Here is a 23401-nt window from a genome sequence, read left to right as displayed (position 1 = left end):
TGGTCTAGCCGCGGCGCAGGGACGATTGCGCGAAAGGATCTGTCTCGTAGGTGACATGCGACAGATACAGACCCTGCGGCGGGGCGACGGGGCCGCAGGCTTGACGGTCCCGCGCAGCGAGCATCTGTTTCACATCGTCGGGCGCAAATGATCCGGCCCCGACGCGTTCAAGCGTGCCCACGATGCTGCGTACCTGATTGTGCAGGAACGACCGCGCGCGCACGTCGAACTGCACCTCGACACCGCCGCCGACGGGATGCTCTGTCATATCCACACGGTCCAGCGTTTTGACCGGCGTTTGCGCCTGACAGATGGTCGAGCGGAAGGTGGTGAAATCATGCTCGCCGATCAGATGGGTCGCGGCCTCGCGCATGCGGTCGATGTCCAGCGGCTTCTTGACCTGCCAGACCAGCCCCGCCTGATGTGTCGCCGGAGGGCGACGTACCAGCACACGAAACAGATACCGGCGTTCAAGCGCGGAAAAGCGGGCGTGAAAATCATCATCCACCGCGACGCAATCGACAATCGCAATGGGCAGTGGTTTCAGATGATAGTTGATCGCCTCGGACAGGCGGAACGGGGTCCAGTCACGTTCCATATCGCAATGGGCGACCTGCGCCAGCGCGTGGACACCGGCGTCGGTGCGCCCTGCGGCGGCGATGTTATGGGCGCGCGGTTCGATCTTGGCCAAAGCGTCCTCTATCGCGCCTTGGACCGACGCAAGGTCGATCTGGCGTTGCCAGCCGACAAAAGGTGCGCCGTGGTATTCGATTTTCAGGGCATAGCGTTGCATGGCGGGCGTTTACCCTGAGGGTGCCCATCTGGCAATCCCTGACCCGCGTGCCTATGTTAGAGCGTAACGACAGGTGAAGGCGGGCACGGGCTTTGGTACTCTCAAGAATTGCCGATGGCATTTGGCGGCAGGTGGAAAATGTGCAGGACGGGGTGTCCGAGACGTTTTTCGAGCCTGTGATCCGTCTGGGCGTGACCGGTTTGGCGCGCTCCGGCAAGACCGTCTTTATCACCTCGCTTGTGGCGAACCTGCTGGATCGCGGGCGGATGCCGGGGCTGCTTGCTGCTTCCGAAGGGCGGATCGAGGCGGCGTTCTTGCAGCCGCAGCCCGACGATACTGTGCCGCGGTTCGAATATGAAAACCACCTTGCCGCGCTGACGGGGCCCACGCCGCATTGGCCCGACAGCACCCGCGCCATATCGGAACTGCGCTTGTCCTTGCGGGTGCGGCCAAACGGCTTGCTTGCGGGGTTTCAGGGGCCGCGCACGGTGCATCTTGATATCGTGGATTACCCCGGCGAATGGCTGCTGGATTTGGCGCTGATGGATGTGGATTATGCCACGTGGTCGGCGCAGGTGCTGGCGCGGATTGCCAACCGCGAAGAGGCCGCAGGTTACCGCGCGCTGGTGGAGGCGACCGACCCCGAGGCGGCGTTGGACGAACCCGTGGCCCAAGCGCTGGCCGCCAGCTTTGCCGAGTATCTGCAAACGGCACGTGCGAATGGCTATTCCGACTGCACACCGGGGCGGTTCCTGCTGCCCGGTGATCTGGCCGGATCGCCGGTGCTGACTTTTGCGCCCCTGCCGGGCGGCGAGGGGCCGCGCGGGTCACTGCTACGCGAGATGGCGCGGCGGTTCGAGGCGTATAAGCGGCAGGTGGTCAAACCGTTCTTTCGCGATCACTTTGCGCGGATCGACCGGCAGGTCGTGCTGGTGGATGCGCTTGGCGCGATCAATCAGGGCCCCCGTGCCGTCGAGGATCTGCGCGCTGCCATGAGCGATATCCTTGGCAGCTTCAAACCCGGACGCAATGGATTTCTGACGCAGCTTTTGCGCGGCAAACGGGTCGAGAAAATCCTCTTTGCCGCGACCAAGGCAGACCATTTGCACCACAGTCAGCACGCCAGCCTCACCGCGATTATGGAGGCGCTGACACGGGATGCCCGCGACCGCGCGCGCTTTGCGGGGGCTCAGACATCGGCCATGTCGCTGGCGTCTTTGCGTGCCACCACCGAAGCCACGATGACGCACAACGGCGAAACTCTGGAGGTCGTGCGCGGCAGCCTGCTGGATACCGGCAAAGAGGCCGCGTTCTATCCCGGTGAACTACCCAAAGACCCGGCCCACCTTCTAAGCCCGGCGCGGGCGGGGGCGGAAAAATGGCTGGATCAGGATTATCAGATCATGCGTTTCGCGCCTGCTCGGCTGAACCTGCGCCCCGGTGACGGGCCGCCGCATATCCGTCTGGACCGCGCGGCGGAATTCCTGATCGGGGATCGTCTGTGACCGGTGATGATGTGACCATCGCACCCGCGCGGGTGCTCGATGCCGGTCGCCTGTCAGAGGTGATGGCTTGCGCCAATGCAGATCACGATTGGCTGCCTCGGGCCCACAGCCGCGCAGAAGAGATCGGCACTCTGGGCGACATGATCGATGTGGGCTGGGTGCAGGTGGCGCGGACCGAGGGGCATGTTGTGGGCTTTCTGGCACGGCGTGCGGCCGAGATTCACGGGCTGTATCTGCACCCCAAAGCCCAAGGCAAAGGCATCGCGCAGCGTTTGCTGAACGGGGCCAAGGCGCAAAGCGACCGGCTCGCGCTGTGGAGTTTCGAGGCGAACCTGCGTGCGTCGCGGTTCTACCGTGCCGCGGGCTTTATAGAGGTGGCGCGCAGCGACGGGGCAGGCAATGATTTCGGGCTGCCCGATGTGCGGTTTGAGTGGATGAAAGGGGCGGCGTGATGGCCAAGGGTCCGGTGCTATTTGATCTTGAAGACGACACAACCGCGCGGCCTTCGGTATCGGATGCGCCGCCGGTGCCCGACGTAGGTGCGCCCGCGCCGCAAGGGCAGGCGATGCAGATCGCGGCACGGCTGGCCGCGCGCAAGCCGTCAAAGCTGGTACGCCTGTTCTGGTGGCTGCTGACCACGCTCATTGGCGCGCTGGTTTCGATTGCCGCGTGGAACTTTATCATGGGGCTGCTGGCGAGCTATCCGCTGTTGGGGCTGGCGATGACCGTGCTTATTGGTGCGGTGCTGCTGGTACTGGTGTTGCTCTGTTTGCGTGAATTGGCGGCGTTTAGCCGTTTGGCGCGGCTTGACGGCTTGCATCACGATGTGGGCGAGGCGCTGGCGCAGAATGATCTGACTGCGGCTCGGGCTGTGACGGACCGGCTGGTTGGCCTGTATCAGGGCCGCGAGGATACCCGTTGGGGTCGCGACCGTCTGGCAGAGCTGCGCGGCGATCAGTTGGATGCGCAGACCTTGCTGGCCCTGACCGAGGCAGAGCTGTTGGGCTCTCTCGACATCGCCGCCAGCCGCGAGGTCGAGGCGGCGGCCCGTCAGGTCGCGACGGTGACGGCGCTGGTGCCCCTGGCGCTGGCCGATGTGGTCGCGGCGATGACCAGCAACCTGCGCATGATCCGCCGCGTCGCCGAGATCTACGGCGGGCGCTCGGGCTTCTTTGGATCGTGGCGTCTGACGCGGGTGGTGCTGTCGCATCTGGTGGCGACAGGGGCCGTGGCTGTGGGCGACGACATGCTGGAGCCGATCCTTGGCGGAACGATGCTGGCGAAACTGTCACGCCGCTTTGGCGAAGGGCTGGTGAACGGTGCGTTGACCGCCCGCGTTGGGGTCGCCGCGATGGAGGTTTGTCGCCCCATGCCGTTCTCTGAACCCCGCCGCCCCAAGGTGCGCAGCATCATCAAACGCGCGCTGTCGGGGCTGTTTTCCAAAGGCAGCTAGATGCCGGGGCGAGGGGGCTTGTCGGTCGATCTGCTGCGGCCTATAAGGCTGCATATGACCCGGAACTCCGCGATCATTATTCGAATTATTTTCCCGGCGCTCTGATTGACGAGACGCCGGGCAGAGGTGCTTGAGTTTTTCGCACCGCATCCGAACATTCACCATTCCGAAATACCGTTGCCAAAGGACGCCCGCCATGTGCGCCGACACCCCCGAAACGCTTGACTATAAATCCACGCTGAACCTGCCAAAAACCGATTTCCCGATGCGCGCGGGCCTGCCCAAACGCGAACCCGAATGGCTGGAGCGGTGGGAAAAGATCGGCGTCTATGACCGCCTGCGCGAAAAGCAGGGGCGCAAGCCCTTTACGCTGCACGACGGCCCGCCCTATGCGAATGGCAACCTGCATATCGGCCACGCACTGAACAAGACGATCAAGGACATGATCGTGCGGTCGCACCAGATGATGGGCTTTGACGCGCGCTATATCCCCGGTTGGGATTGCCACGGTCTGCCCATCGAATGGAAGATCGAAGAGCAGTACCGCCAGAAGGGCCGCGACAAGGACGATGTGCCGATCAACGATTTCCGCGCCGAATGCCGCAAGTTCGCCGCCGGCTGGGTCGATGTGCAGCGCGAGGAATTCAAACGTCTGGGCATCACCGGCAACTGGGCAGACCCCTATCTGACGATGGATTTCCACGCGGAACGTGTGATCGCCGAAGAATTCATGAAGTTCCTGATGAACGGCACGCTCTATCAAGGCTCCAAACCCGTGATGTGGTCGCCGGTTGAAAAGACCGCGCTGGCCGAGGCCGAGGTGGAATACCACGACAAGGAAAGCTTTACGATCTGGGTGAAGTTCAAGGTTGTTGGCACGGATGACGCCACCCTTGACGGCGCGCACGTCGTGATCTGGACCACGACGCCCTGGACCATGCCGTCCAACAAGGCCGTCGTCTATGGCGAAGATATCTCTTACGGTCTGTACGAAGTCACCGGCCGCCCCGAGGAATCCTGGGTCACTATCGGTGATCGCTATCTGCTGTCGGACAGCATGGCGATGGATGTGTTCGGGCGTGCGCGTCTGGATGACACCATGGTGCGCCGTTTGCGGGATGTGACGCAGGACGAACTGGCAAAGATCAAGCTGCAGCACCCGCTGGCGGGGGCCGAAGGCAGCAATGGCGAATGGGACGATCTGCGCGACTTCCGCGCCGCTGATTTCGTGACCGACACCGAAGGCACGGGCTTTGTCCATTGTGCGCCGTCGCATGGTCTTGAGGAATATGAACTTTACCGCGGTCTGGGGATGCTGGATCAGGTGATCACCTATAACGTGGTCGAAGACGGGTCTTTCCGCGCCGATCTGCCGTTCTTTGGCGGCAAGAAGATCCTCAAACCCAACGGCAAGGAAGGCGACGCCAACACGGCCGTGATCAACAAGCTGGTCGAGGTCGGCGGGCTGCTGGCGCGCGGCAAGATCAAGCACAGCTATCCGCATTCCTGGCGCTCCAAGGCGCCGGTCATCTACCGCAACACGCCGCAGTGGTTTGCCGCGATCGACCGGCCCGTTGGTGACGGGCAGGACACATTCGGCAAGACCATCCGTGAACGCGCCCTGACCGAGATCGACAACGTCAACTGGGTGCCCAAAAAGGGCCGCAACCGTCTGCACTCGATGATGGAAGCACGCCCCGACTGGGTGCTGTCGCGTCAACGGGCCTGGGGCGTGCCGCTGACCTGCTTTACCAAGAATGGCGCGCTGCCAACGGATGAAGACTTCTTGTTGCGTAACCCCGAGGTCAACCAGCGCATCGTCGAGGCGTTCGAGGCTGACGGTGCTGATGTCTGGTACGAAGACGGCGCGAAAGAGCGGTTCCTTGGCGGCATCGTGAACCCCGACGACTATACCCAAGTGTTCGACATTCTGGACGTGTGGTTCGATTCCGGTTCGACCCATGCGTTTGTGCTGCGCGACCGCGAGGATGGCTCGGAAGACGGTATCGCGGATGTCTATATGGAAGGCACGGACCAGCACCGGGGCTGGTTCCATTCGTCGCTGCTGCAATCCGTGGGCACCACAGGCCGCGCGCCTTATCGTAACGTGGTGACGCATGGGTTCACGCTGGATGAGAAGGGCATGAAGATGTCCAAATCCATCGGCAACACCATCGTTCCCGAAAAGGTCGTGCAGCAATACGGCGCGGATATCCTGCGTCTGTGGGTGGCGCAGACCGATTATACTGCGGATCAGCGGATCGGGCCGGAAATCCTGAAAGGCACCGCCGACAGCTACCGCCGTCTGCGCAACACCATGCGCTATATGCTGGGCGCGCTGTCGGACTTTACCGATGCCGACCGGACAGAGCCTGCAGATATGCCAGAGCTTGAACGCTGGGTGCTGCACCGTGTGGCAGAACTGGATCAGATCGTGCGCGAAGGCTATGCGCGCTACGACTTCCAAGGCGTGTTCCAGGCGGTGTTCACCTTTGCCACGGTTGATCTGTCCGCGTTCTATTTCGACGTGCGTAAGGATGCGCTGTATTGCGACGGCGACACGCTGCGCCGCCGTGCTGCGCGCACGGTGCTGGACATCCTGTTCCACCGTCTGACGACATGGCTGGCCCCTGTGCTGGTGTTCACCATGGAGGAAGTCTGGCTTGAACGGTTCCCCGGCGACGAAAGCTCGGTTCACCTGACGGATATCCCTGAAACGCCCAAGGCGTGGCTGGATGCCGATCTGGCGGCGAAATGGGGCAAGGTGCGTGCCGCGCGGCGGGTTGTGACCTCGGCTTTGGAAGTGCAGCGGGTCGAGAAGGTCATCGGGGCCTCGCTTGAGGCCGCGCCAATGGTGTTTGTTGCCGATGACGCTCAGCGAGCGGCGCTTGAAAGCGTTGCGTTCGAAGACGTTTGCATCACCTCGCAGATCGCCATCACCGGCGATGACGCCCCGGCAGAGGCGTTCCATATGCCAGAGACCGACGGCGTTGCCGTGGTGTTCGAGAAAGCTTCGGGCGAGAAATGCGCACGCTGCTGGAAGGTGCTGCCGGATGTCGGCACCCATGATCACGCGGGCGTCTGCGCCCGGTGTGACGAGGCTGTGTCCTAAGATGACGCCGCGCCGCTTGATCCGGAAACTCGGGTGAAGCGGCGCAGCATCCCCACGCGCTTTGGCACCTTGGTCGTGACCGAGGATGCGGGCGCGATTACCCACCTGCATTGGGGGCAGGATACCCTACACCAAGACAAAAGCGCACTGCTGGATGAGGCCGAGACGCAGCTGCGTGCCTATGATGCGGGGCGGCTGACACAGTTCACTTTGCCACTGCGCATTGGCGGAAGTGCCACGTTGCAAGCGGTCTGCGCCGAGATGTCGGCGATCCCCTTTGGCGATACAGTGACCTACGGCGACATCGCGACCAAACTGGCGATCCCGGCGCAAGTGGTGGGGCAGGCCTGCGGGCAGAATCCTGTCCCGGTCATCGTGCCCTGCCACCGTGTGATGGGGGCCAAGGGGCTGACCGGATACTCGGGTGCTGGCGGGGTAGAGACCAAGGTCGCCCTGCTACGCCACGAAGGGGCGGCAGGGCTGCTTATCTAGTTTAGAGGTTTCGTGCCGCTGCCTTGGCCCTGCGTGCCTCTATCAGGCCTCGCGGTCGTAAAGATACTGCTGCGCGACACCGGCAAACATCAGATAGACGCTGGTGATGATCAGGCCCCAATGCGCCCAGCTTTGCGGGTGGAAATCGACCCACGCGGCCCAGCCGGCAAAGAACGTCCAGCCCAATGCCATGGGCAGGGTGACCATGCGCCAACGCTCTGTCCGGACGGGATGCACGAATTTCAGCGGGGCGAACATGGTAACGGCCAAGACCGTGACAAGCACCAGCGACACCCACCATGGCGGCGACAGGGCAAAGAGCACCAGCACCAGCATGTTCCAGCATCCGGGGAAGCCCCAGAACGAGTTGTCCTTGGTTTTCATGCGTGTGTCGCAGAAATACATGGCGCTGGCGAAGGTGACGATGATGATCATGACCCAACCACTCCACCCGTCCATGAGGCCGGAATGGAATAGCGCAAAGGCCGGAATAAACACATAGGTGAGATAATCGATGATCAGATCAAGCAGCACGCCGTCGAATTCGGGCGCGTTGGTCTTTACGTCGTATTTACGCGCCAGCGGCCCGTCGATCCCGTCGACAAAGAAGGCGACAACCAGCCAGAGAAACATCATATCCCAGCGTTCGTCGGCGGCAGCGAGCATGGCCAGCATGGCGAAAATCGCACCCGTCGCAGTGAACAGATGGACAAGAAGGGCACGGGAATGAATATTCATATGCGACAGATGACAAATCTTTTCGACGGATGCAAAAGGAAAAGCGTGTGTTGCCGCGCAGGCTTGGGTTGACCCCGCTCGCGATTCCGCCTAAAGCCAGCAAACCAATTTCAGGGTTTGCCGTAGCGCGGCCCATATGGGTATTGCACCGGATCGCCGGAAATGCCCCGCAGCAAAAGGATAGACCCATGTCGCGCGTTTGCGAATTGACCGGAAAAGGCCCGATGACGGGCAACAACGTAAGCCACGCCAAGAACCGTACACGTCGTCGGTTCTTGCCAAACCTGAACGATGTCACCCTGCAGTCCGAAGCACTGGGCCGCGGTTTCAAGTTCCGCATCTCGGCAGCTGCTTTGCGCACTGTTGACCACCGCGGTGGCTTGGACAAGTTCATGGCGAAGGCAAAGGACACTGAACTGTCCGTCAACGCATTGAAAGTTAAGAAAGCAATTGCAAAGTCCAGCGCCACAGCCGAAGCGCTGTCGTAAGACTTTCCAATCGTTACGATGTTGTAGCCCTGGCCCTTGGCCGGGGCTGCGTCGTTTTGGACTGGTGCTTTTTCAAGCGCTTCGTCTAGGGTGCGGTCCATGACCCTGCGTTCCCTTTCAGCTTTGGTTCTGGCGTTGATGCTGGCCCTCACGGGTCAAAGCATGGCGGTCGCGCGTGGGGCCTCTGCGGCGACGGGGCAGATGGTGCTGTGCACCGGTGCGGGCCCTGTGGCGATTTATGTGGATGCGCAGGGCAAGCCGACCTCGGCCCCGCATATCTGCCCCGATTCGGCGCTTAACGTTGCAATGGCAGGCGCGGTGGTTCTGGCGGCCGCACCGATGCGGATCGTGACCTTTGTCGCGCCGGCGGTGCATGTCCTGACAGCCGATGTGCCGCGACGTAAAACGCGCCACGACCCAAGGGCCCCGCCTGTCGCTGTCTGAGCCACACCCTTCACAGACATTTTGAATATGACGACAGGATATATCAATGACACCTGCTTTGCTGACCCGCGCTGTCTGCGCATTGTTTCTCTTTTCCGCCCCTCTCGCTGCCGAAGGCATCATGGTGGATGACGCCTACATCCGCAGCTCGACTGCGAAATCCACCTCCGGTGCGGCGTTTATGGTGGTGATGAACCACTCTGGCGTGGATGACCGTTTGATCGGGGCGTCCTCCGACGTGGCCGACAAGGTCGAATTGCATTCCCACACCTCTGACGACAATGGCGTCATGCGGATGGGCGAGATCGAAGGCGGCGTGGCCATTGCGGCGGATGACATGCACGCCTTCAAACGCGGCGGCGATCACCTGATGTTCATGGGCCTGAAAGGCCCGCTGGAGCAGGGCGCGATGGTGCCCGTCACACTTGAGTTCGAAAAGGCCGGTGCGGTCGAGATCGAGGTGATGGTCGATCAGGACCGCAAGCCGAACCACGGCAAGATGAAGCATGACCACGGTGATATGGATCACACCGGTCACGAGATGCCGAAAGACTGAGCCTTTTCGCACCCATGAATGGTAGCGGCCAGATCTGTGTTAAAACGCGGGCCGCTGCTGGGGTGGGGTGGCCAAGAGTTGCTCCACCCAATCTGTGACCACACGTGTCGCCGGACCGGTGCGGTGTTCGGCGAACTGGTTCCCCACGGCAGAACGTTCGAGGTTCAGCTCTACCGTATGGGCCCCATTGCGCCGCGCCTCTGCCACGAAACCGGCGGCGGGGTAGACGTTGCCAGAGGTGCCGATGGCTGCAAAGATATCGGCCTCGGCCAGATGGTCAAAAATCTCGTCCATGTCATAGGGCATTTCGCCGAACCACACGATGTCGGGCCGCGCGGCTGCGGCATTGCAGGCGGGGCAGGGATCACCGACGGCCATGACTATAGGTGCGGGCCAACGGTGGTCGCAGGCAGCGCAGAGCGCTGAATTCAGCGCGCCGTGCATATGGATCACCCGCGCGCCGCCCTGTTCGTGTAGATCATCGACATTCTGCGTCACAATCACCACCTGTCCGGCATAATTCGCCTGCAGTCTGGCCAGGGCTTGATGCGCCGCGTTCGGTGATACCTTCGCCGCCTGTTTGCGGCGACCGTTATAGAAATCGACGACCAGTTGCGGGTCGCGGGCAAAGCCTTCGGGGGTGGCGACGTCCTCGACCCGGTGCTGTGCCCAAAGCCCGTCTTCGGCGCGGAAGGTATCAATGCCGCTTTCCGCAGAAATGCCCGCGCCGGTCAGAATGACGATCTTGCTCATGTCAGCCCCTTTGTTTTACGCGCCAAGTGAACCAGCCGCGCAGCTTTTGCGCAAGCGGTCAGCCCTCTAACGCCTCGAAGCTGGAAGAAAGCCACGGCAACTGCGCCACCGTCGGCGCGATCATGTGGGACCGAAGCAGTTGCCGCATCGTGTCGGCAATATTCTGCGGCACCGGCCCCGTCCAGTCTGACCCCGCAAACAGCGAGATCTGTCGCGTTAATCCGGGCGTGGGGAGCGGGTGCACCGCAAGCTGCTGGTGAAACCGCTCTGCGCGGCAATAGCCGAAGGGCGTCGTGATGGCCCAGCCGATGCCCCGTGCCACCATCGCCATCAGGGCGAGATGGCTGCCGATCTCGAATTGCGAAGGCAGGGTGATATTGCTGCGCGTCAGGTGGTTGGTGATCTGGTCGGCGATCAACTGGTCCGCCGCGTACTTAACGAAGGGCAGGGCGGAACGCCCCGTCATCAGCGCGGCGCTGTCGCCGTCAAAGCTGGCCGGGGTGACGATAACAAAGGGATCGCGGGCCAGCGGAATCTCGATCAGCCCGCTTTTGGCATCCCCGCTGGTGGCGGCAATGGCGATATGAAGCGATTTGTCCTGCACCGACTGGATCAGCCCCTTGCTGCCGTCGGTTACCATGCGAAAGCGACAGCCCGCCATACTGTCGGCCAGTAGGGTCGCCAGACGCGGCGTGACATCGTTGTCAAAGTCGTCAATCACGCCAAGGCTCAGGTCGCTGAGATTGGCAAGATCCATGACCGTCAGCTCGGATTGCGCGAGCCGGATATGGGTCAGCGCCGCGCCACTGTGCCGCAGAAAGCTTTCGCCCGCCGCGGTCAGACGCATGGGGCGTGTGCTATGGTCGATCAGGGCGGTGCCCATGGCGGCTTCGAGGTTGCTGATCTGCTGGCTCACGGCGGGTTGGCTTAACCCTGTCAGCGCGGCGGCCTGTGCGACCGAACCACGGCTGGCCAAAGCCTCGAATACCTCTATACCGCGCAGGGTGATGCCCTTTTTGATCATGGTGCTCGCCCCCTTCGTTCTTTCCAATTTTGTGAAGCATGCCCGATAAATTGGCAAGCTTGTCGCGGATCATGCACCCATAGTTTCACAAAAGTGAAATGAGCCCTGGGGTGTGTGGCGGTACTTGAAGCTTGGCCGCGCGCGGCGCACCATAAGGGAAATCACGCACCGGAGGCCTCATGAAAATCGCAACCGCCGCATACCCGCTGGATGTCCTGACCAGCTGGGCGCAATATGAAGACAAGCTTGCAGGCTGGGTCGCAACGGCGGCCGCCAGCGGGGCGGAGCTGTTGGTTTTTCCCGAATACGGCGCGATGGAGCTTGCGACGCTCGCTGGCCTTGACGTGGCGGGCAATCTTGAGGCGTCGCTCTTTGCAGTCTCTGACCGGTTGGCGGATGCGGATGCGGCGCATCTAAAACTGGCGGCGGAATATGGCGTGCATATCGTTGCGGCATCGGGGCCCGCGGTGACGCCTGCCGCTGCCCGTCCGGTGAACCGCGCACGTCTGATCACCCCTTCAGGTCAAGTCGGGGTGCAGGACAAGCAGATCATGACCCGATTCGAACGCGAGGTCTGGGGCGTGGTCGGCGGGGAGCCTCTGCGCATCTTCGAGACCACATTGGGCAAGATCAGCATCCTCATCTGCTATGATAGCGAGTTTCCCCTGCTGGGCCGTGCTCTTGCCGATTGCGACATCATCGCCGTGCCGAGCGTGACCGAGGCGCTGGCAGGCTATTGGCGTGTCCGCATCGGATCCATGGCGCGGGCACTGGAAAATCAATGCGTTACAGCCATGTCATCCTGCATCGGCCCTGCGGATTGGTCAGAGGCGCTTGGCACATCCTACGGGGCGGGCGGCATCTTCTGCCCGCCGGATGTGGGCTTTCCATCCACCGGAGTCCTTGCCGCCGCCGAGATCAACGTGCCCGGCTGGACCTTCGCCGAGGTCGACATCGCCCAGATCAGCCGCGTGCGTGCAGACGGGGTGGTTTTGAACCGAAACCACTGGGAGGATCAGTTCGGGCGTGACGCAACGGCCATAAACGTGCCTTTGATGTGAATACCCCTTGAAAAAAGGGAAAATTGCGCCCATTTAAGCCTGCGTCCTGAAATTGCAGGGCAAAGTGTTCAAGGAGAGACCATGGCCAAGGAAGACACGCTCGAATTCCCCGGTATCGTGAAAGAACTTCTGCCGAACGCGACGTTCCGGGTCGAGCTTGAAAACGGCCATGAGATCATCGCACATACGGCAGGAAAGATGCGCAAGAACCGCATCCGTGTTCTGGCTGGCGATAAGGTACAGGTGGAAATGACCCCCTATGATCTGAGCAAAGGCCGGATCAATTACCGCTTTAAATAATACGCTTTTCCGAGAATCACCTAGTGGTTTTCGGGCAGCGATCTAGGATCGCATATGAGTTTTATCCTCGGATCAGGAAGTCCGCGCCGCAAGGAATTGCTGGCGCAAATCGGCGTTGTGCCTGACGATATTCGCGCGCCCGATATCGATGAAACCCCCCATACCGCCGAACTGCCGCGCCCCTATTGTGCGCGTATGGCCCGTGAAAAAGCCGCCGCGGTGCAGGCGGGGTCCGATGATATCGTGCTGTGTGCCGATACCACCGTCGCAGTGGGGCGACGAATCCTGGGCAAGCCTGCGGATGAAGCAGAGACGATCCGTTTCCTGCGCCTCATGTCGGGGCGTCGCCACAAGGTTATCACGGCCGTCGCGGTCAAGCGCGGCGACAAGTTGTGGCAGCGCGATGTGGTCAGCACCGTCCGCATGAAACGACTGTCAGACACCGAGATCACGGCCTATCTGGCAACCGGGGACTGGCAGGGCAAAGCCGGCGGCTATGGTATTCAGGGCCCGGCAGGAGCCCTTATCCCGTGGATCAGCGGATCATTCACCGGCATTGTCGGCCTGCCACTGGCCGAAACCGCAAACCTGCTGCGTGCTGCAGGATATGTTTTCGCAGGAGAGACCTCATGAAGGGCCGTACGATCGTTCTGGACCATTTTGGCGACATCGAAGCCGCCGCGCTGATCGTGGACGGCAAGTTGGATGACCTGCTGATCGACAGCGACGGCCCGCGCCCCGGCACGATCTACCGCGCCATCGCGGATCGTCCGGTCAAGGGGCAGGGGGGGATGTTTTTGAAAACGCCCGACGGCTCTGCGTTTCTGCGCCAGATCAAGGGGCTCGCACCCGGGCAACCCATTCTTGTGCAGGTATCCGGCTATGCTGAACCCGGCAAGGCCGTTCCCGTCACCCAGAAGCTGCTGTTCAAAAGCCGCTATGCCATCGTGACGCCGGGCGCACCCGGCACCAATATCTCGCGCAGTATCCGCGACGAGGAAGAACGCGACCGGCTGCTCGAAATCGCGCATGAAGCGTCCGACGGGGCCGCACATGGCCTGATTCTCCGGTCCTCTTGCGCTGGCGCGGATGCCGATGACATCGCCGATGATATCGACGCGATGCTGGCGCTGGCGGACAAGGTATTGGACGACCCATCCACCGACATGGAGGTTCTGTCCGAAGGTGATGGTCCGCATATTCTGGCTTGGCGCGACTGGGTCGAGCCCGCCAACGTCGTGACCGACCCCGGTGGTTTTGAAACCCATGGCGTGTTGGACACTGTCGACAGCCTCTCGCAGCCGCGCGTCGCGCTTGACGGCGGTGCCTTTATGTTTGTGGAACCTACCCGTGCGTTGGTGGCCGTTGATGTGAACACCGGTGCGGACGTGTCCCTTGCTGCGGGGATCAAAGCGAATATGGCCTGTGCCCGCGCCTTGCCCCGTGCCCTGCGCCTGCGCGGGTTGGGCGGGCAGATCACGCTTGACCTTGCGCCCATGCCCAAAAAAGATCGCCGCCCGTTCGAGACCGCGTTGCGCCAGGCCTTCCGCGCCGACGACGTGGAAACGACACTGGTCGGCTGGACCCCGCTGGGCCACTACGAACTGCAACGCAAACGCGCCCGTATGCCTTTGGCCGAGGTGCTGAAGTGACCTGCCCGATCTGCGACCGTGAAACCTCTCCAAAGTATCGCCCCTTCTGTTCGGGGCGCTGCGCTGACGTGGATCTGGCCAAGTGGCTGAACGGCAGCTACGCGACCCCCAGCCGCGACCCCGAGGATATCGAGGCCGCAATCGAAGCCACCGAGGCCGCTTTGAACGCGCCCGACAAGCCGCATTAGAATTTTCCGAAAAAACCTTTGCCAAACATAGCAAAACCCTCTGGACACCCCCGCCGCAAACTCCTAGAAACCGCACACCCGACCACTACGGTGGTCTCCGGTGCCCGGGTAGCTCAGGGGTAGAGCAGTGGATTGAAAATCCTCGTGTCGGTGGTTCGATTCCGCCCCTGGGCACCAACTTTTATCATAAATTCCAATATGTTAAAGGTGCGGCACTTGCCGCTCGTGCTTTTCGTTCCGTTCCGGGTATCACTGGGGTAGCGTTTGACGCCATCAGTCTGTTCGGCCAACCCAATCGATTAGATGGCAGTGCTACTGCGTCTATTCGGTGAAACCAACCAATCCTAAACTGCTGCACGCCGCGCTTTTGTACGGCCCGGCGCGTCTAAAGGGCTCTGAAAGAAGCCGGAAGGTTCGCTTTGAGACTGACTGGCTAATTGGCAACCCTGAAGTGACACAACAATTTTGTTGGGCTTCTTGACCACAACATTTTTGTTGGGTAGGTAAGGGGCATGAATACTGGCATCATCCTTAATGAAAAAGAACTGCGCGAAGCTCGCTCGCGCGTGGCCGCGCTTGACGAAGCGCTGGCGACAGATGAATCCCTCAAGCGAGTTGTTGAGGGCTTGCCGCCGGAAGTCGTGAAGCAGCTGTCTGCGTCAATGCGGGCCGAACGTGACGACCTGAATGATGCAATCCAAGCATATGATGTCGCCAAGGGAACGGGTAAGCCAACGCCTCTTGAGCGCCGGGCGGAAAGTGATCCGGGCTTGATGTTGATCGTTGCACGGATTGCCAAAGGTTATACACAACGCGACTTGGCTTGGCGCTTGGGCGTAAAAGAACAGCAGGTCCAGCGATATGAAGCTGACCGTTACAATTCTATCAGCGTCAAAAACTATGCACGCGTTGCCGCTCTTGTGGGTGTTCGCTTGAGCGCGACCATCGAGCCAGACCCTCAGTTTCGGGGACTGGATAAGGTAATTGATGATGTCTCCAAAGAGGGCATCAAAAAAATCCTAAAACATGGCCGCGCAAACGGCTGGTTTTCTGATGACATGGACGAGTCTCAGCTCCGCCAATACATCGCAGAAAACAGAATTGATTTTGGCAGCCCAACCTTGTTGCGAACAGGGCTAAACGTTCAGGACCACAGCGAAGATGTTTTGCTCCACGCGTGGCGTGCTCGGGTGGTGACGCGCGCCAAAGAAGTCATTCGTAGAGGTGTTCCGCGCTACGACCCCGTGAATACGGGTTGGCTGAACCAACTGCCCAAGCTGAGTGTGTTTCCAGACGGCCCGCGTCGCGCCCGACAGAAACTCCATGAAGCGGGTATTGTTCTCATTGCGGAGAGGCAAATCCCGGGCCTTACCATCGACGGTGCCGCGTTCATTGAGGAGGGAGTGCCGGTTATCGGCATTACGCTTAGAAAAGACGATACGGGCAACTTTTGGTTTAGCCTGCTCCATGAAGTCGGTCATGTCGTTCTGCACCGTTTGACAGGCCTCACTAGTGGCTTTTTTGATCAGTTTGATGCAGCGTCTGTTGACGAACAAGAAGCGGAAGCGGATGCTTTTGCTTCTAACATGCTAATACCAGAAGAACGTTGGCGGAAATCCACTGCTAGGATCGCCAAGACAGCACAGCCGGCGGAAAAGCTGGCGAAAGAACTGGGGATTAATCCAGCCATCGTTTTTGGCAGAATTCAAAAAGAGAGAAACAACTACGCGTTGTTCTCAAAAAAGATCGGGAGGAACACCGTGAGGAAAGTACTTATTGAGCAACCCGAGGAGAGCAACGATGCTGCCATATCGTCCGGCACTAAGATTTAAGCAAGGTGAATATAATGCAGCGGGGCGTATTCGCTCGGCCATGCAGAAACATGTGCGTCCTTTCTTTATCCTGCCGCCGTTGATCGAAAAAGACCCAGAACTTCAAAAGGTTCTGACGCATGACGAAATCGCGTATGTAACAGGTGAACGCATCGGCAAACACTGGCCAAGTTATCCCGCCTACATGGACACTCAATACGTCATGAGAGAGCCCAGCAACGAGGATATCAACCGGCTCTTCCAAGTCGCACGGGCTAGAAATCCAAACCTTATTGCGGTTATTCCGGCATCTGATCTGGGTAATAGCTTGTGGCGCGGTTTGCTGCTCGACACATTCCCCCGCGCTGCGATTCATCTGCGTGCCGAAGACTTGGAAGGCGACGTTCTGCGTGATGGGTTGCAAGCGCTTGGTCTTGCCGCTTCTGAGTGCGAAATCTTCGTCGACTTCGCGGGGCTCGAACTGGACCCAGAGATCGCCACCGAAGTTGTGGGCGGTACGTTCAATGAACTGTCCGAGATTGCAAATTGGGGATGCATTATCTTTCAGGGGTCGAACTTCCCGACAACCAACCCGGCTGAGGCTGGAAAAACGCAGTTGGTTCCTCGCCATGAGTGGACTGTCTTCAACGCAGCGGTTCGGGAATGTGACATTCCTACGGAACGGCTTGGGTTCAGCGACTTTGGCGCAGATTGTGGCCAAATCAATTTCCCGACAAAGAAAGGTGGCGCAATTCCCATCCCCCACATTCGCTATACGACCAAAACGGACACGGTTGTCATTCGGGGCAAGGCTGGCGGAAAGCAGTCTGAGGTGATGAAGGCGGTTCTGAAAGGCCTTATCTCACGGCCTGACTTCGCGGGCAAATTGTTCTCGTATGCGGACCGTAGGATGTGGGACGCGGCCAATGGTCATGCCACACCGGGCAGCGCGAGCATGTGGCGCGAGTGGAATATGGCACACCACCTCACACGGGTTGTTCGTGATCTCGCGGCGATGTCTGGTGTTGAATTCGAAGAAGAAGTAGAGCACCCCGAGCCGGAACAAATTGGTCTGTTCGCGGACATTTAACGCTTGTTTACACGTTGGCATCTTGCGCTCTTCGTGGCGTTTTTTGCAACGGGAAGATTTGGTAGTTCATGCCACAGTATGACTTTCAACAGCTTTCTCCTTTCGACCTAGAGATACTTGTAAGGGATCTCCTGCAAGCGCATTGGGGCGTGACGATTGAGAGCTTTAAAACCGGAAAGGATGGCGGCGTAGACCTCCGCTATGCTGTCGGCACTAACAAGCTGATTGTGCAAGTCAAACACTACCAAAAAACTGGTTCAGCCGGGCTAACTCGTGATCTAAAAAAAGAAGTCGAGAAGGTTCGGTCGATTAACCCGTCTCGGTATTTCGTTGTAACCTCAGTTCCATTGTCCAAAGCCAACAAGGACACCATCTCAGGATTGTTTGATCCGGGTGTGCTTCAGGCTACTGATGTGATTGGGCAGGAAGATCTAAACAATCTTCTTGGACAGCATCCGGAAATTGAACGAAATCACTACAAGCTTTGGCTTGCGAGTCGCGCTGTGCTCGACAGTGTGCTCCATAACGCTGAGAAGACTCGTAGCGAATTCAAGGTGCGCCAAGTCTATGAGGAAGCGTGCCGCTACGTTCAGAGCAGCGCATATCCAGAAGCGATGAAGATGCTCAATGATAGTCGAGTCGTAATCGTTGCTGGCCCACCGGGGGTGGGTAAAACAACTCTAGCAAACCTGCTGCTCTACGCGCACTTGGAACGCGGATATCAAGCCGTCTTGATCCAACGAGACATTAATGAAGGTCTGAAACTGTTTCAACCTGGCACACCGCAAGTTTTTTATTTCGATGACTTCATGGGGACTACATTTCTGGGGGACGGGCCGGGACTGCTTTCGGGGTCAAATGACAAAGCGTTGTTAGAATTCATTTCTATGGTGCGATCAACGCCAACCGCTCGAATGATTTTGACTACCCGAGAGCACATTTACTCCCAAGCAATAGGCAGGTCTGAACGCCTGCGGCATTCTGATTTGGATGACCTTCGAGTATTTTTGAGAATGCCGAATTACTCCTTCGGACAAAAGGCACGTATACTCTACAACCACCTCTGCTTCAGTGACTTACCGTCCGATTATCGCGATGAGTTGTTGAGAGACGAGTTTTACATGCGCATCATCAAGCATGAGAAATTCAACCCTCGCCTAATCGAGTGGCTGTCTAGCTTTCGCCGACTACAAAATGTCCCGATCGACAAGTACCGTTCTTTCGTTGAAAATCTATTGCGCGATCCATCTGAAATATGGCGCCATGCCTTTGAGAACCAGATTTCAGATGCCGGGCGTTCGATCTTGCTAGCAATGTTCTCGTTGGAGGGTAGAACTGTAGGCTCGGTTCTTAAGGCTGCATTTACTGCCTTGCACGAGCATCGCGCCAGCCGATATGGCTTTTCGACGCGCCCCGAAGATTTTCGTGTCGCTTTGCGCGAAATTGCTGGCACCTTCATCAAGCCCTATGGGTCTCACGGCGTTGAAGTGATCGACCCGTCTGTTCTTGACCTGTTGAACGCTGTAGTTCAAGTCGATCCAGAAAACGCTATCGACATCGTTGTAGGTGCGACAGGCTTCGATCAGATCAGACGCATTTGGGCCTTTTCAAAGTCGCAGCGAAGTGAGGCCGTTCTAAGCACTTTCAAAAACAAACCGGGGCTTATTGCCGAGTCGATTTCTAACCAAATGTTGAAACGGCGTCGGTTCGACCATGGAAATGGAAGTGTTAGCTATCGAGGTCCAACTTTTGAGCGCCGCTTGGTGGTTTTGCTCGACATTTCCAATAAATTGGAGAGCAATGACATCACCGCACTAGTGCCGGTGCTGTTCACTCGACTTGAGCAGGAGTGGGCTTCAGAAAGGCCGGAAATCAACGATGCAGTTGAGCTAGTGCGAGCGCTAGAATCTAGCCAATCCGTCTCGGAAGACGAGGCAGACCGTATGCTGAACATCATCAAGCCGGTTCTGCTCAACAAAATCCGGGAAGGGTGTCGTTCAGATGAGCTGCGAGAACTGATCGGTGTTTTAGAATTGGACGTGCTCAACGAAACCAAGGAAGCTGTTCGAACTGCGTTTGAGAAATACAGGCTTTCGCTATTTGACGGCGAAGTGAGCGACTGCAAGTCCGGCGAACAATTCGATGAGCTGATCGAAGATCTCGAGCTGTTTCGAGATGAACTCGGGGTAGATGTAGCTGCATTGTTGGATGCGGTGGAGGAAGCCAAGTCTGAGTTTGAGGCCAACGAGGAAGCTTGGTCCGATCACATGCAGGACGAGTGGAAAGAACGGTCGCGCGACGAACGCGCCAGTGCCCGAAGCGTTTCTGATATGTTTGGTTCGCTGCGCCGCGCAGATTAGGTGTCGGCTGCTGTCGAGGTTTGCTGACCGCACTGCAATCAAGTCTAGTTCTGTTGTTCAAACGGGATCAGCTAGCTCATAGGGCAAGCTGAACCCCGAAGTATGCCCTTATCGTTTGGCCGCTAGTACGCGGCGGGCCTCCTTTTCAGCAGCAGACCCTTTCACCCACTGCCACGGTGTGCGCGGCTTCCTTGCCTTCGCCAGTTCGGGATTCGCTTTGGCATCGCTGGCGTGTCAGGGGTAACCCCAACGCATCTCTAGCTTTTATCGATCTGCTGCTATGACTGATCTCGACATAGCAGACGCGGCCATGTTGGGGCGTGGAAACCCCTCGATAGCTGGGCCGAGCAATCGGCTGAAACCTTGACCCTATGGTCGGGGTGTCTGTGTTATACAACAGGCCCCGGCTAAAGGCACAGGGCCCGTGCTATCGCGGATTTCCAACACCCCGATCACCAGTCAAACGCGAGGGCGCTCGCAGTTCGGGGCGCTGTGGAGTTCAAGTTCTCGTAGTCGGTTTGTTGGCAGGAGCGTGGCAGTTTGCCCGACGCCGCTGGTGTGTATGTGATTACACAACAAGCCAATCTCGTGCCGGTCTACATTGGGTTAACCGCCGAAGAGAGGGGGCTTCGCGGGCGCATATCGAAGTTCCACCGTTCTGCCATCAACGGGGTTGGCAACCATGCGGGCGGTCGCACTTACCATCGGCTGTTCGGTGCTGATGTGTCCGGCTTGTCGTTGCGCTACCATCAGGTCGAAAACTTCAAGTTCCAAACCAGCCTTGTCCACGCCTACGTGACCTATGTCGAAAGACGGCTGACCTGGGAGCATGTCGAAGCGCATGGGGCGCTGCCGCTGAGCAACTCGGAATGACCCGCAACAAATCTCTGGCAAGTAGAGCTATACGCCCGCGCGGCGGCGTTGCAATGAGCCAGCAGTGCCAGCTCGAGCACTTTTCGATCAAACCCTGCGAATACTTGCCGGAGGTGCTGTGTGGCGCACTGAGGAGCTATCCCGACCCGTCCGCAGGGTGTTGGGTGTGAACACCTGTCATCAGCACTCACGCGGCCTCTACACAGCCCCGCAGGGTTTCACCTGACCGGACTCCGCAACTTTCTTATCGAGATTACATCAACCAACTTTCCACGGAGGAATTTGAAAATGGCCATCAGCGCGAAGTGGAACTTCAACGGCGAAACCAAGGTCATTCTCGGTAACTGGCATAGGCTGTGGTGCCTGCTATTCGGGCCATTCTACTATCTGTTCAAGGGTATGTGGTTTTGGGCGATCTTGTCGTTCATCACCCTGAACGGCCTCTGGATCGGGTTCCCGCTCTACAACCGATCCATCGTGTTGCGCCACTTTCACCGCAAGGGCTGGGTTCAAGAATGACCAACCACCTCGATTGCTACCCGTATGATACCCAGCGGGCGGTGGCGAAACCTAGCCACTATGCGGACTGCTTGAAATGGTTGATCAATTCGGCTCCGGCTCGCACCCGACAGACTGATACGTAGTCAACGGGTCGCCCTAGGCGGGTCTGCCGGACACCCAATGAGGTGCTGGCGAGGGGTGTGGGGGGAGGTGTTTTTTTTAACAGCGCGTGCATCCCGTACAGACAAGTGGTCATGCATACTTCCGAGATTTTTGGCCTCTAGCCGCTCAACGGCCCAATCGTGTCCTCGACTACCGGAAAGGCGAAAGACAGGCCGAAGCCCGCCTCTCATTCGATATAAAAATTATTGTACACGAATTATTATAACGATCACTCATCGGGCCGGGATTTGCCAAGCTTCCACAGGGCGCTTTTTCCTTTGCCGACCTGCTCGATTTCGCTGGTCTTCGCCATCTCGGCCCGAAGGGCGTTCAAGGTTCCAACAGATGCAAGGCTGCGGCTTTTCACAGCGCTTTCGACCTTCTCCCACCTTACCGGCTGATCGGAAAGAAATTCGAGTATGAACTCTCGCGCGGCGTCGGTGGCGGACGCGGGCCTGCCGACCGAATTTGTCTCGACCCTGCAAACCTCGGCCTCGTTCGCATCTGAGAACTCGACTGGGTGCAGGACCGGCGTCCCGTCACGCCCGCCACCGAAACGCTCGAATATGATGGTCTTGCCAAGCTCGCTGGCATTAGCCTTGCCATGCGCCAGTGCGAAACGTGAACGGTCAGTTGGGTCTGTGCCGTAAAACAACGCTGATCGAATGCTTGCGGCGAAACCGATGGATCCGACAATTCGGTACAGGGGGTGTTCTGCCGATTGTTTATTCAGATGACCAATGGCCAGCACCGCACACCCGGCATCCTCGGCGATTTCCGTCAAACGCCCCAAAAATTCTCCGACTTCATTTTGCCGGTTCATGTCACGCCCGCTTCCCATATAGGCGGTCAGCGTGTCGATCACGACCAGCTTGGGCCTCTCCTGCTTGATGTAGCGCGCCATTGCTTCGAGGTTTTCCGGCGACAGGATTTTGAATCTAGTCATGACTCGGATTTTGCTGATGTCCGCTCCGCTCTCCAACAGTCTTGGCAATGTCACCCTTTGCCAATTGTCCTCAGCAGACAGCATGAGCACCTTGCCCTTCGGAGCACATTCATCGGAAAGCGGCCATGGGCCGCCAGAAGTCACGGCTGCGATCAGCTTGGTGACCAAAAGCGATTTTCCCATGCCGGGATTGCCCGCGAGAAGGGTCACGCCGAAATACGGGATGTACGGGTAATAGAGAAATTCCATCGGCAGCGGTTCCGTCGTCTTTGGTGGCCCGAACAGCGCCGAAGTATCCTCGACATAATTCCCGCTGCTTTGGATGACTGAGCGCAACTCACCCGGTGACAATGGAGTCTCCGTGAAGTCATCGTTCAACGCCTCCAGCATCGCCTCAACGGCATCTTCATGGTCGAACCTCCGGCGCAAAAAGCAGGCGGTACGAAAGAAGAAATCGTTTCGGCTACCACTCTTGATGACAAGGTCTGTTGACCCTGTTTGTGAGCGTTCTTGCCGTTGCTCCGTTCGCTTGGGTTTGAGACTGCTCAGGTGTTTCGGCAGGGTTGCAATTTGTGAGGAACACCGCGTGGAGTAGCGATATAGCTTGCCCGAGGGATGGGTGCTGGGCGGAACCATCAGCATTTTGTTGCCGGCGGTCAATACGTCGACTTTTTCTCCCTTGAAGGTGCCCTCAGCTATCTCGCCCTTGAAGTACAAGTGATAGCCGCGTCCGGTGAAGACCTTGACCGTATCTGGAAGGTCAAGCTGCTTCACGGCGGCACGCCCTTCATCGCCGTCAACGTCAACGACTGTCAATCCAGCGAGAGATATCGCGAGGTTTGCATTGGGATGCCGTCGCAATGCTTTTTGTACCAGCGCGATATCATCGGTCGCGCTATTCACACCGTTCGGAAAGAAATTCGACAAGGGGTGCTTGCCGGGTGAAGGGCAGTCGTCACGCTTGCACGAGCATCGTCCGCCCTCGCCAATGCCGTATGTCAGAATCACGTTTCGCCCGGCGGCGATCTGAGCCTTTGCGGCGGTTAGTGTATTTCGAGAGCGCATCTGTTTTGACACGCGAAATTGTTGTCGCATGGTG

General features: G+C 58.8%; 23 protein-coding genes and 1 tRNA gene. 19 read left to right on the top strand and 5 right to left on the bottom strand.

The features are described 5' to 3' along the window. Positions 1-4: 4 nt before the first annotated feature. Positions 5-793: a tRNA pseudouridine(38-40) synthase TruA gene (gene truA, locus IV89_RS13820; RefSeq protein WP_005851709.1), complete on the bottom strand. Its 789-nt coding sequence runs from the start codon at positions 791-793 to the stop codon at positions 5-7. A gap of 92 nt (positions 794-885) precedes the next feature. On the opposite strand from truA, the gene IV89_RS13815 reads away from it, so the two are divergent. The 5 genes from IV89_RS13815 (at position 886) to IV89_RS13795 (ending at position 7355) form a co-directional block, all read left to right on the top strand. Then, a complete protein-coding gene (locus IV89_RS13815; RefSeq protein WP_037943366.1) occupies positions 886-2298 on the top strand; it encodes a YcjX family protein in 1413 nt (470 codons plus the stop codon). Beyond that, positions 2295-2750, top strand: a complete 456-nt coding sequence (locus tag IV89_RS13810) for a GNAT family N-acetyltransferase (RefSeq protein ID WP_037943368.1) — start codon at positions 2295-2297, stop codon at positions 2748-2750. The genes IV89_RS13815 and IV89_RS13810 overlap by 4 nt, the downstream gene beginning before the upstream one ends. Continuing rightward, a complete protein-coding gene (locus IV89_RS13805; protein WP_037943369.1) occupies positions 2750-3751 on the top strand; it encodes a TIGR01620 family protein in 1002 nt (333 codons plus the stop codon). The genes IV89_RS13810 and IV89_RS13805 overlap by 1 nt, the downstream gene beginning before the upstream one ends. Positions 3752-3947: 196 nt before the next feature. Further along, positions 3948-6863, top strand: coding sequence for an isoleucine--tRNA ligase (gene ileS / locus IV89_RS13800; protein WP_037943370.1), 2916 nt, complete (start codon positions 3948-3950; stop codon positions 6861-6863). Between the two features lie 33 nt (positions 6864-6896). Beyond that, complete coding sequence (locus IV89_RS13795; RefSeq protein ID WP_037943373.1) at positions 6897-7355, top strand: methylated-DNA--[protein]-cysteine S-methyltransferase; 459 nt, start codon at positions 6897-6899, stop codon at positions 7353-7355. 42 nt (positions 7356-7397) lie between these two features. Here the strand turns inward: IV89_RS13795 and IV89_RS13790 are convergent, their stop codons facing one another. Next, on the bottom strand, positions 7398-8093 hold the full coding sequence (locus IV89_RS13790) for a CDP-alcohol phosphatidyltransferase family protein (protein ID WP_037943375.1): 696 nt from the start codon (positions 8091-8093) through the stop codon (positions 7398-7400). 188 nt (positions 8094-8281) lie between these two features. Between IV89_RS13790 and rpmB the strand changes: the two genes are divergently transcribed. The 3 genes from rpmB to IV89_RS13775 all read left to right on the top strand — a co-directional run bounded on the left by rpmB (position 8282) and on the right by IV89_RS13775 (position 9581). Continuing rightward, positions 8282-8581, top strand: a complete 300-nt coding sequence (gene rpmB / locus IV89_RS13785) for a 50S ribosomal protein L28 (RefSeq protein WP_005851725.1) — start codon at positions 8282-8284, stop codon at positions 8579-8581. A gap of 99 nt (positions 8582-8680) precedes the next feature. Beyond that, positions 8681-9025: a hypothetical protein gene (locus IV89_RS13780; RefSeq protein ID WP_037943377.1), complete on the top strand. Its 345-nt coding sequence runs from the start codon at positions 8681-8683 to the stop codon at positions 9023-9025. Between the two features lie 46 nt (positions 9026-9071). Continuing rightward, entirely contained in the window at positions 9072-9581 is a 510-nt protein-coding gene (locus tag IV89_RS13775) for a copper chaperone PCu(A)C (RefSeq protein ID WP_037943379.1), read from the top strand. A 39-nt stretch (positions 9582-9620) separates the two neighbouring features. On the opposite strand, the gene IV89_RS13770 is transcribed toward IV89_RS13775, so the two are convergent. Both IV89_RS13770 and IV89_RS13765 read right to left on the bottom strand, forming a co-directional pair. Continuing rightward, positions 9621-10334 (bottom strand): NAD-dependent deacylase, encoded by a 714-nt coding sequence (locus IV89_RS13770; RefSeq protein ID WP_037943380.1) that lies wholly within the window; start codon positions 10332-10334, stop codon positions 9621-9623. A 58-nt stretch (positions 10335-10392) separates the two neighbouring features. Continuing rightward, positions 10393-11358 (bottom strand): LysR family transcriptional regulator, encoded by a 966-nt coding sequence (locus tag IV89_RS13765; RefSeq protein ID WP_037943381.1) that lies wholly within the window; start codon positions 11356-11358, stop codon positions 10393-10395. A gap of 179 nt (positions 11359-11537) precedes the next feature. On the opposite strand from IV89_RS13765, the gene IV89_RS13760 reads away from it, so the two are divergent. The 11 genes from IV89_RS13760 to IV89_RS13710 all read left to right on the top strand — a co-directional run bounded on the left by IV89_RS13760 (position 11538) and on the right by IV89_RS13710 (position 21212). Continuing rightward, entirely contained in the window at positions 11538-12419 is an 882-nt protein-coding gene (locus IV89_RS13760; RefSeq protein WP_037943382.1) for a carbon-nitrogen hydrolase family protein, read from the top strand. 81 nt (positions 12420-12500) lie between these two features. After that, a complete protein-coding gene (gene infA, locus IV89_RS13755) occupies positions 12501-12719 on the top strand; it encodes a translation initiation factor IF-1 (protein WP_005851736.1) in 219 nt (72 codons plus the stop codon). A 54-nt stretch (positions 12720-12773) separates the two neighbouring features. Beyond that, positions 12774-13352 (top strand): Maf family protein, encoded by a 579-nt coding sequence (locus IV89_RS13750; RefSeq protein WP_037943384.1) that lies wholly within the window; start codon positions 12774-12776, stop codon positions 13350-13352. After that, a complete protein-coding gene (locus IV89_RS13745; RefSeq protein WP_037943387.1) occupies positions 13349-14371 on the top strand; it encodes a ribonuclease E/G in 1023 nt (340 codons plus the stop codon). The genes IV89_RS13750 and IV89_RS13745 overlap by 4 nt, the downstream gene beginning before the upstream one ends. Next, on the top strand, positions 14368-14559 hold the full coding sequence (gene yacG / locus IV89_RS13740) for a DNA gyrase inhibitor YacG (RefSeq protein WP_037943388.1): 192 nt from the start codon (positions 14368-14370) through the stop codon (positions 14557-14559). Before IV89_RS13745 ends, yacG begins: the two co-directional genes overlap by 4 nt. A gap of 102 nt (positions 14560-14661) precedes the next feature. Next, positions 14662-14736: transfer RNA gene (locus IV89_RS13735), tRNA-Phe, on the top strand. A gap of 335 nt (positions 14737-15071) precedes the next feature. Then, positions 15072-16391 carry an XRE family transcriptional regulator gene (locus IV89_RS13730; RefSeq protein WP_051843897.1) on the top strand — a complete coding sequence of 440 codons (1320 nt, stop codon included), beginning with the start codon at positions 15072-15074 and terminating at the stop codon, positions 16389-16391. Then, a complete protein-coding gene (locus tag IV89_RS13725) occupies positions 16360-17460 on the top strand; it encodes a beta family protein (RefSeq protein ID WP_037943391.1) in 1101 nt (366 codons plus the stop codon). Before IV89_RS13730 ends, IV89_RS13725 begins: the two co-directional genes overlap by 32 nt. 68 nt (positions 17461-17528) lie before the next feature. Further along, complete coding sequence (locus tag IV89_RS13720; protein WP_037943394.1) at positions 17529-19820, top strand: restriction endonuclease; 2292 nt, start codon at positions 17529-17531, stop codon at positions 19818-19820. Between the two features lie 540 nt (positions 19821-20360). Then, on the top strand, positions 20361-20693 hold the full coding sequence (locus IV89_RS13715) for a hypothetical protein (protein ID WP_051843901.1): 333 nt from the start codon (positions 20361-20363) through the stop codon (positions 20691-20693). Positions 20694-20981: 288 nt separating this feature from the next. Next, a complete protein-coding gene (locus tag IV89_RS13710) occupies positions 20982-21212 on the top strand; it encodes a hypothetical protein (protein WP_037943396.1) in 231 nt (76 codons plus the stop codon). 373 nt (positions 21213-21585) lie between these two features. On the opposite strand, the gene IV89_RS13705 is transcribed toward IV89_RS13710, so the two are convergent. Then, a complete protein-coding gene (locus tag IV89_RS13705; protein ID WP_051843903.1) occupies positions 21586-23397 on the bottom strand; it encodes an AAA family ATPase in 1812 nt (603 codons plus the stop codon). Positions 23398-23401 lie beyond the last annotated feature (4 nt).

The organism is Sulfitobacter sp. CB2047 (assembly GCF_000735125.2).
Lineage (GTDB): Bacteria > Pseudomonadota > Alphaproteobacteria > Rhodobacterales > Rhodobacteraceae > Sulfitobacter > Sulfitobacter pontiacus.
This window is presented reverse-complemented; position numbering and strand designations above follow the sequence as displayed.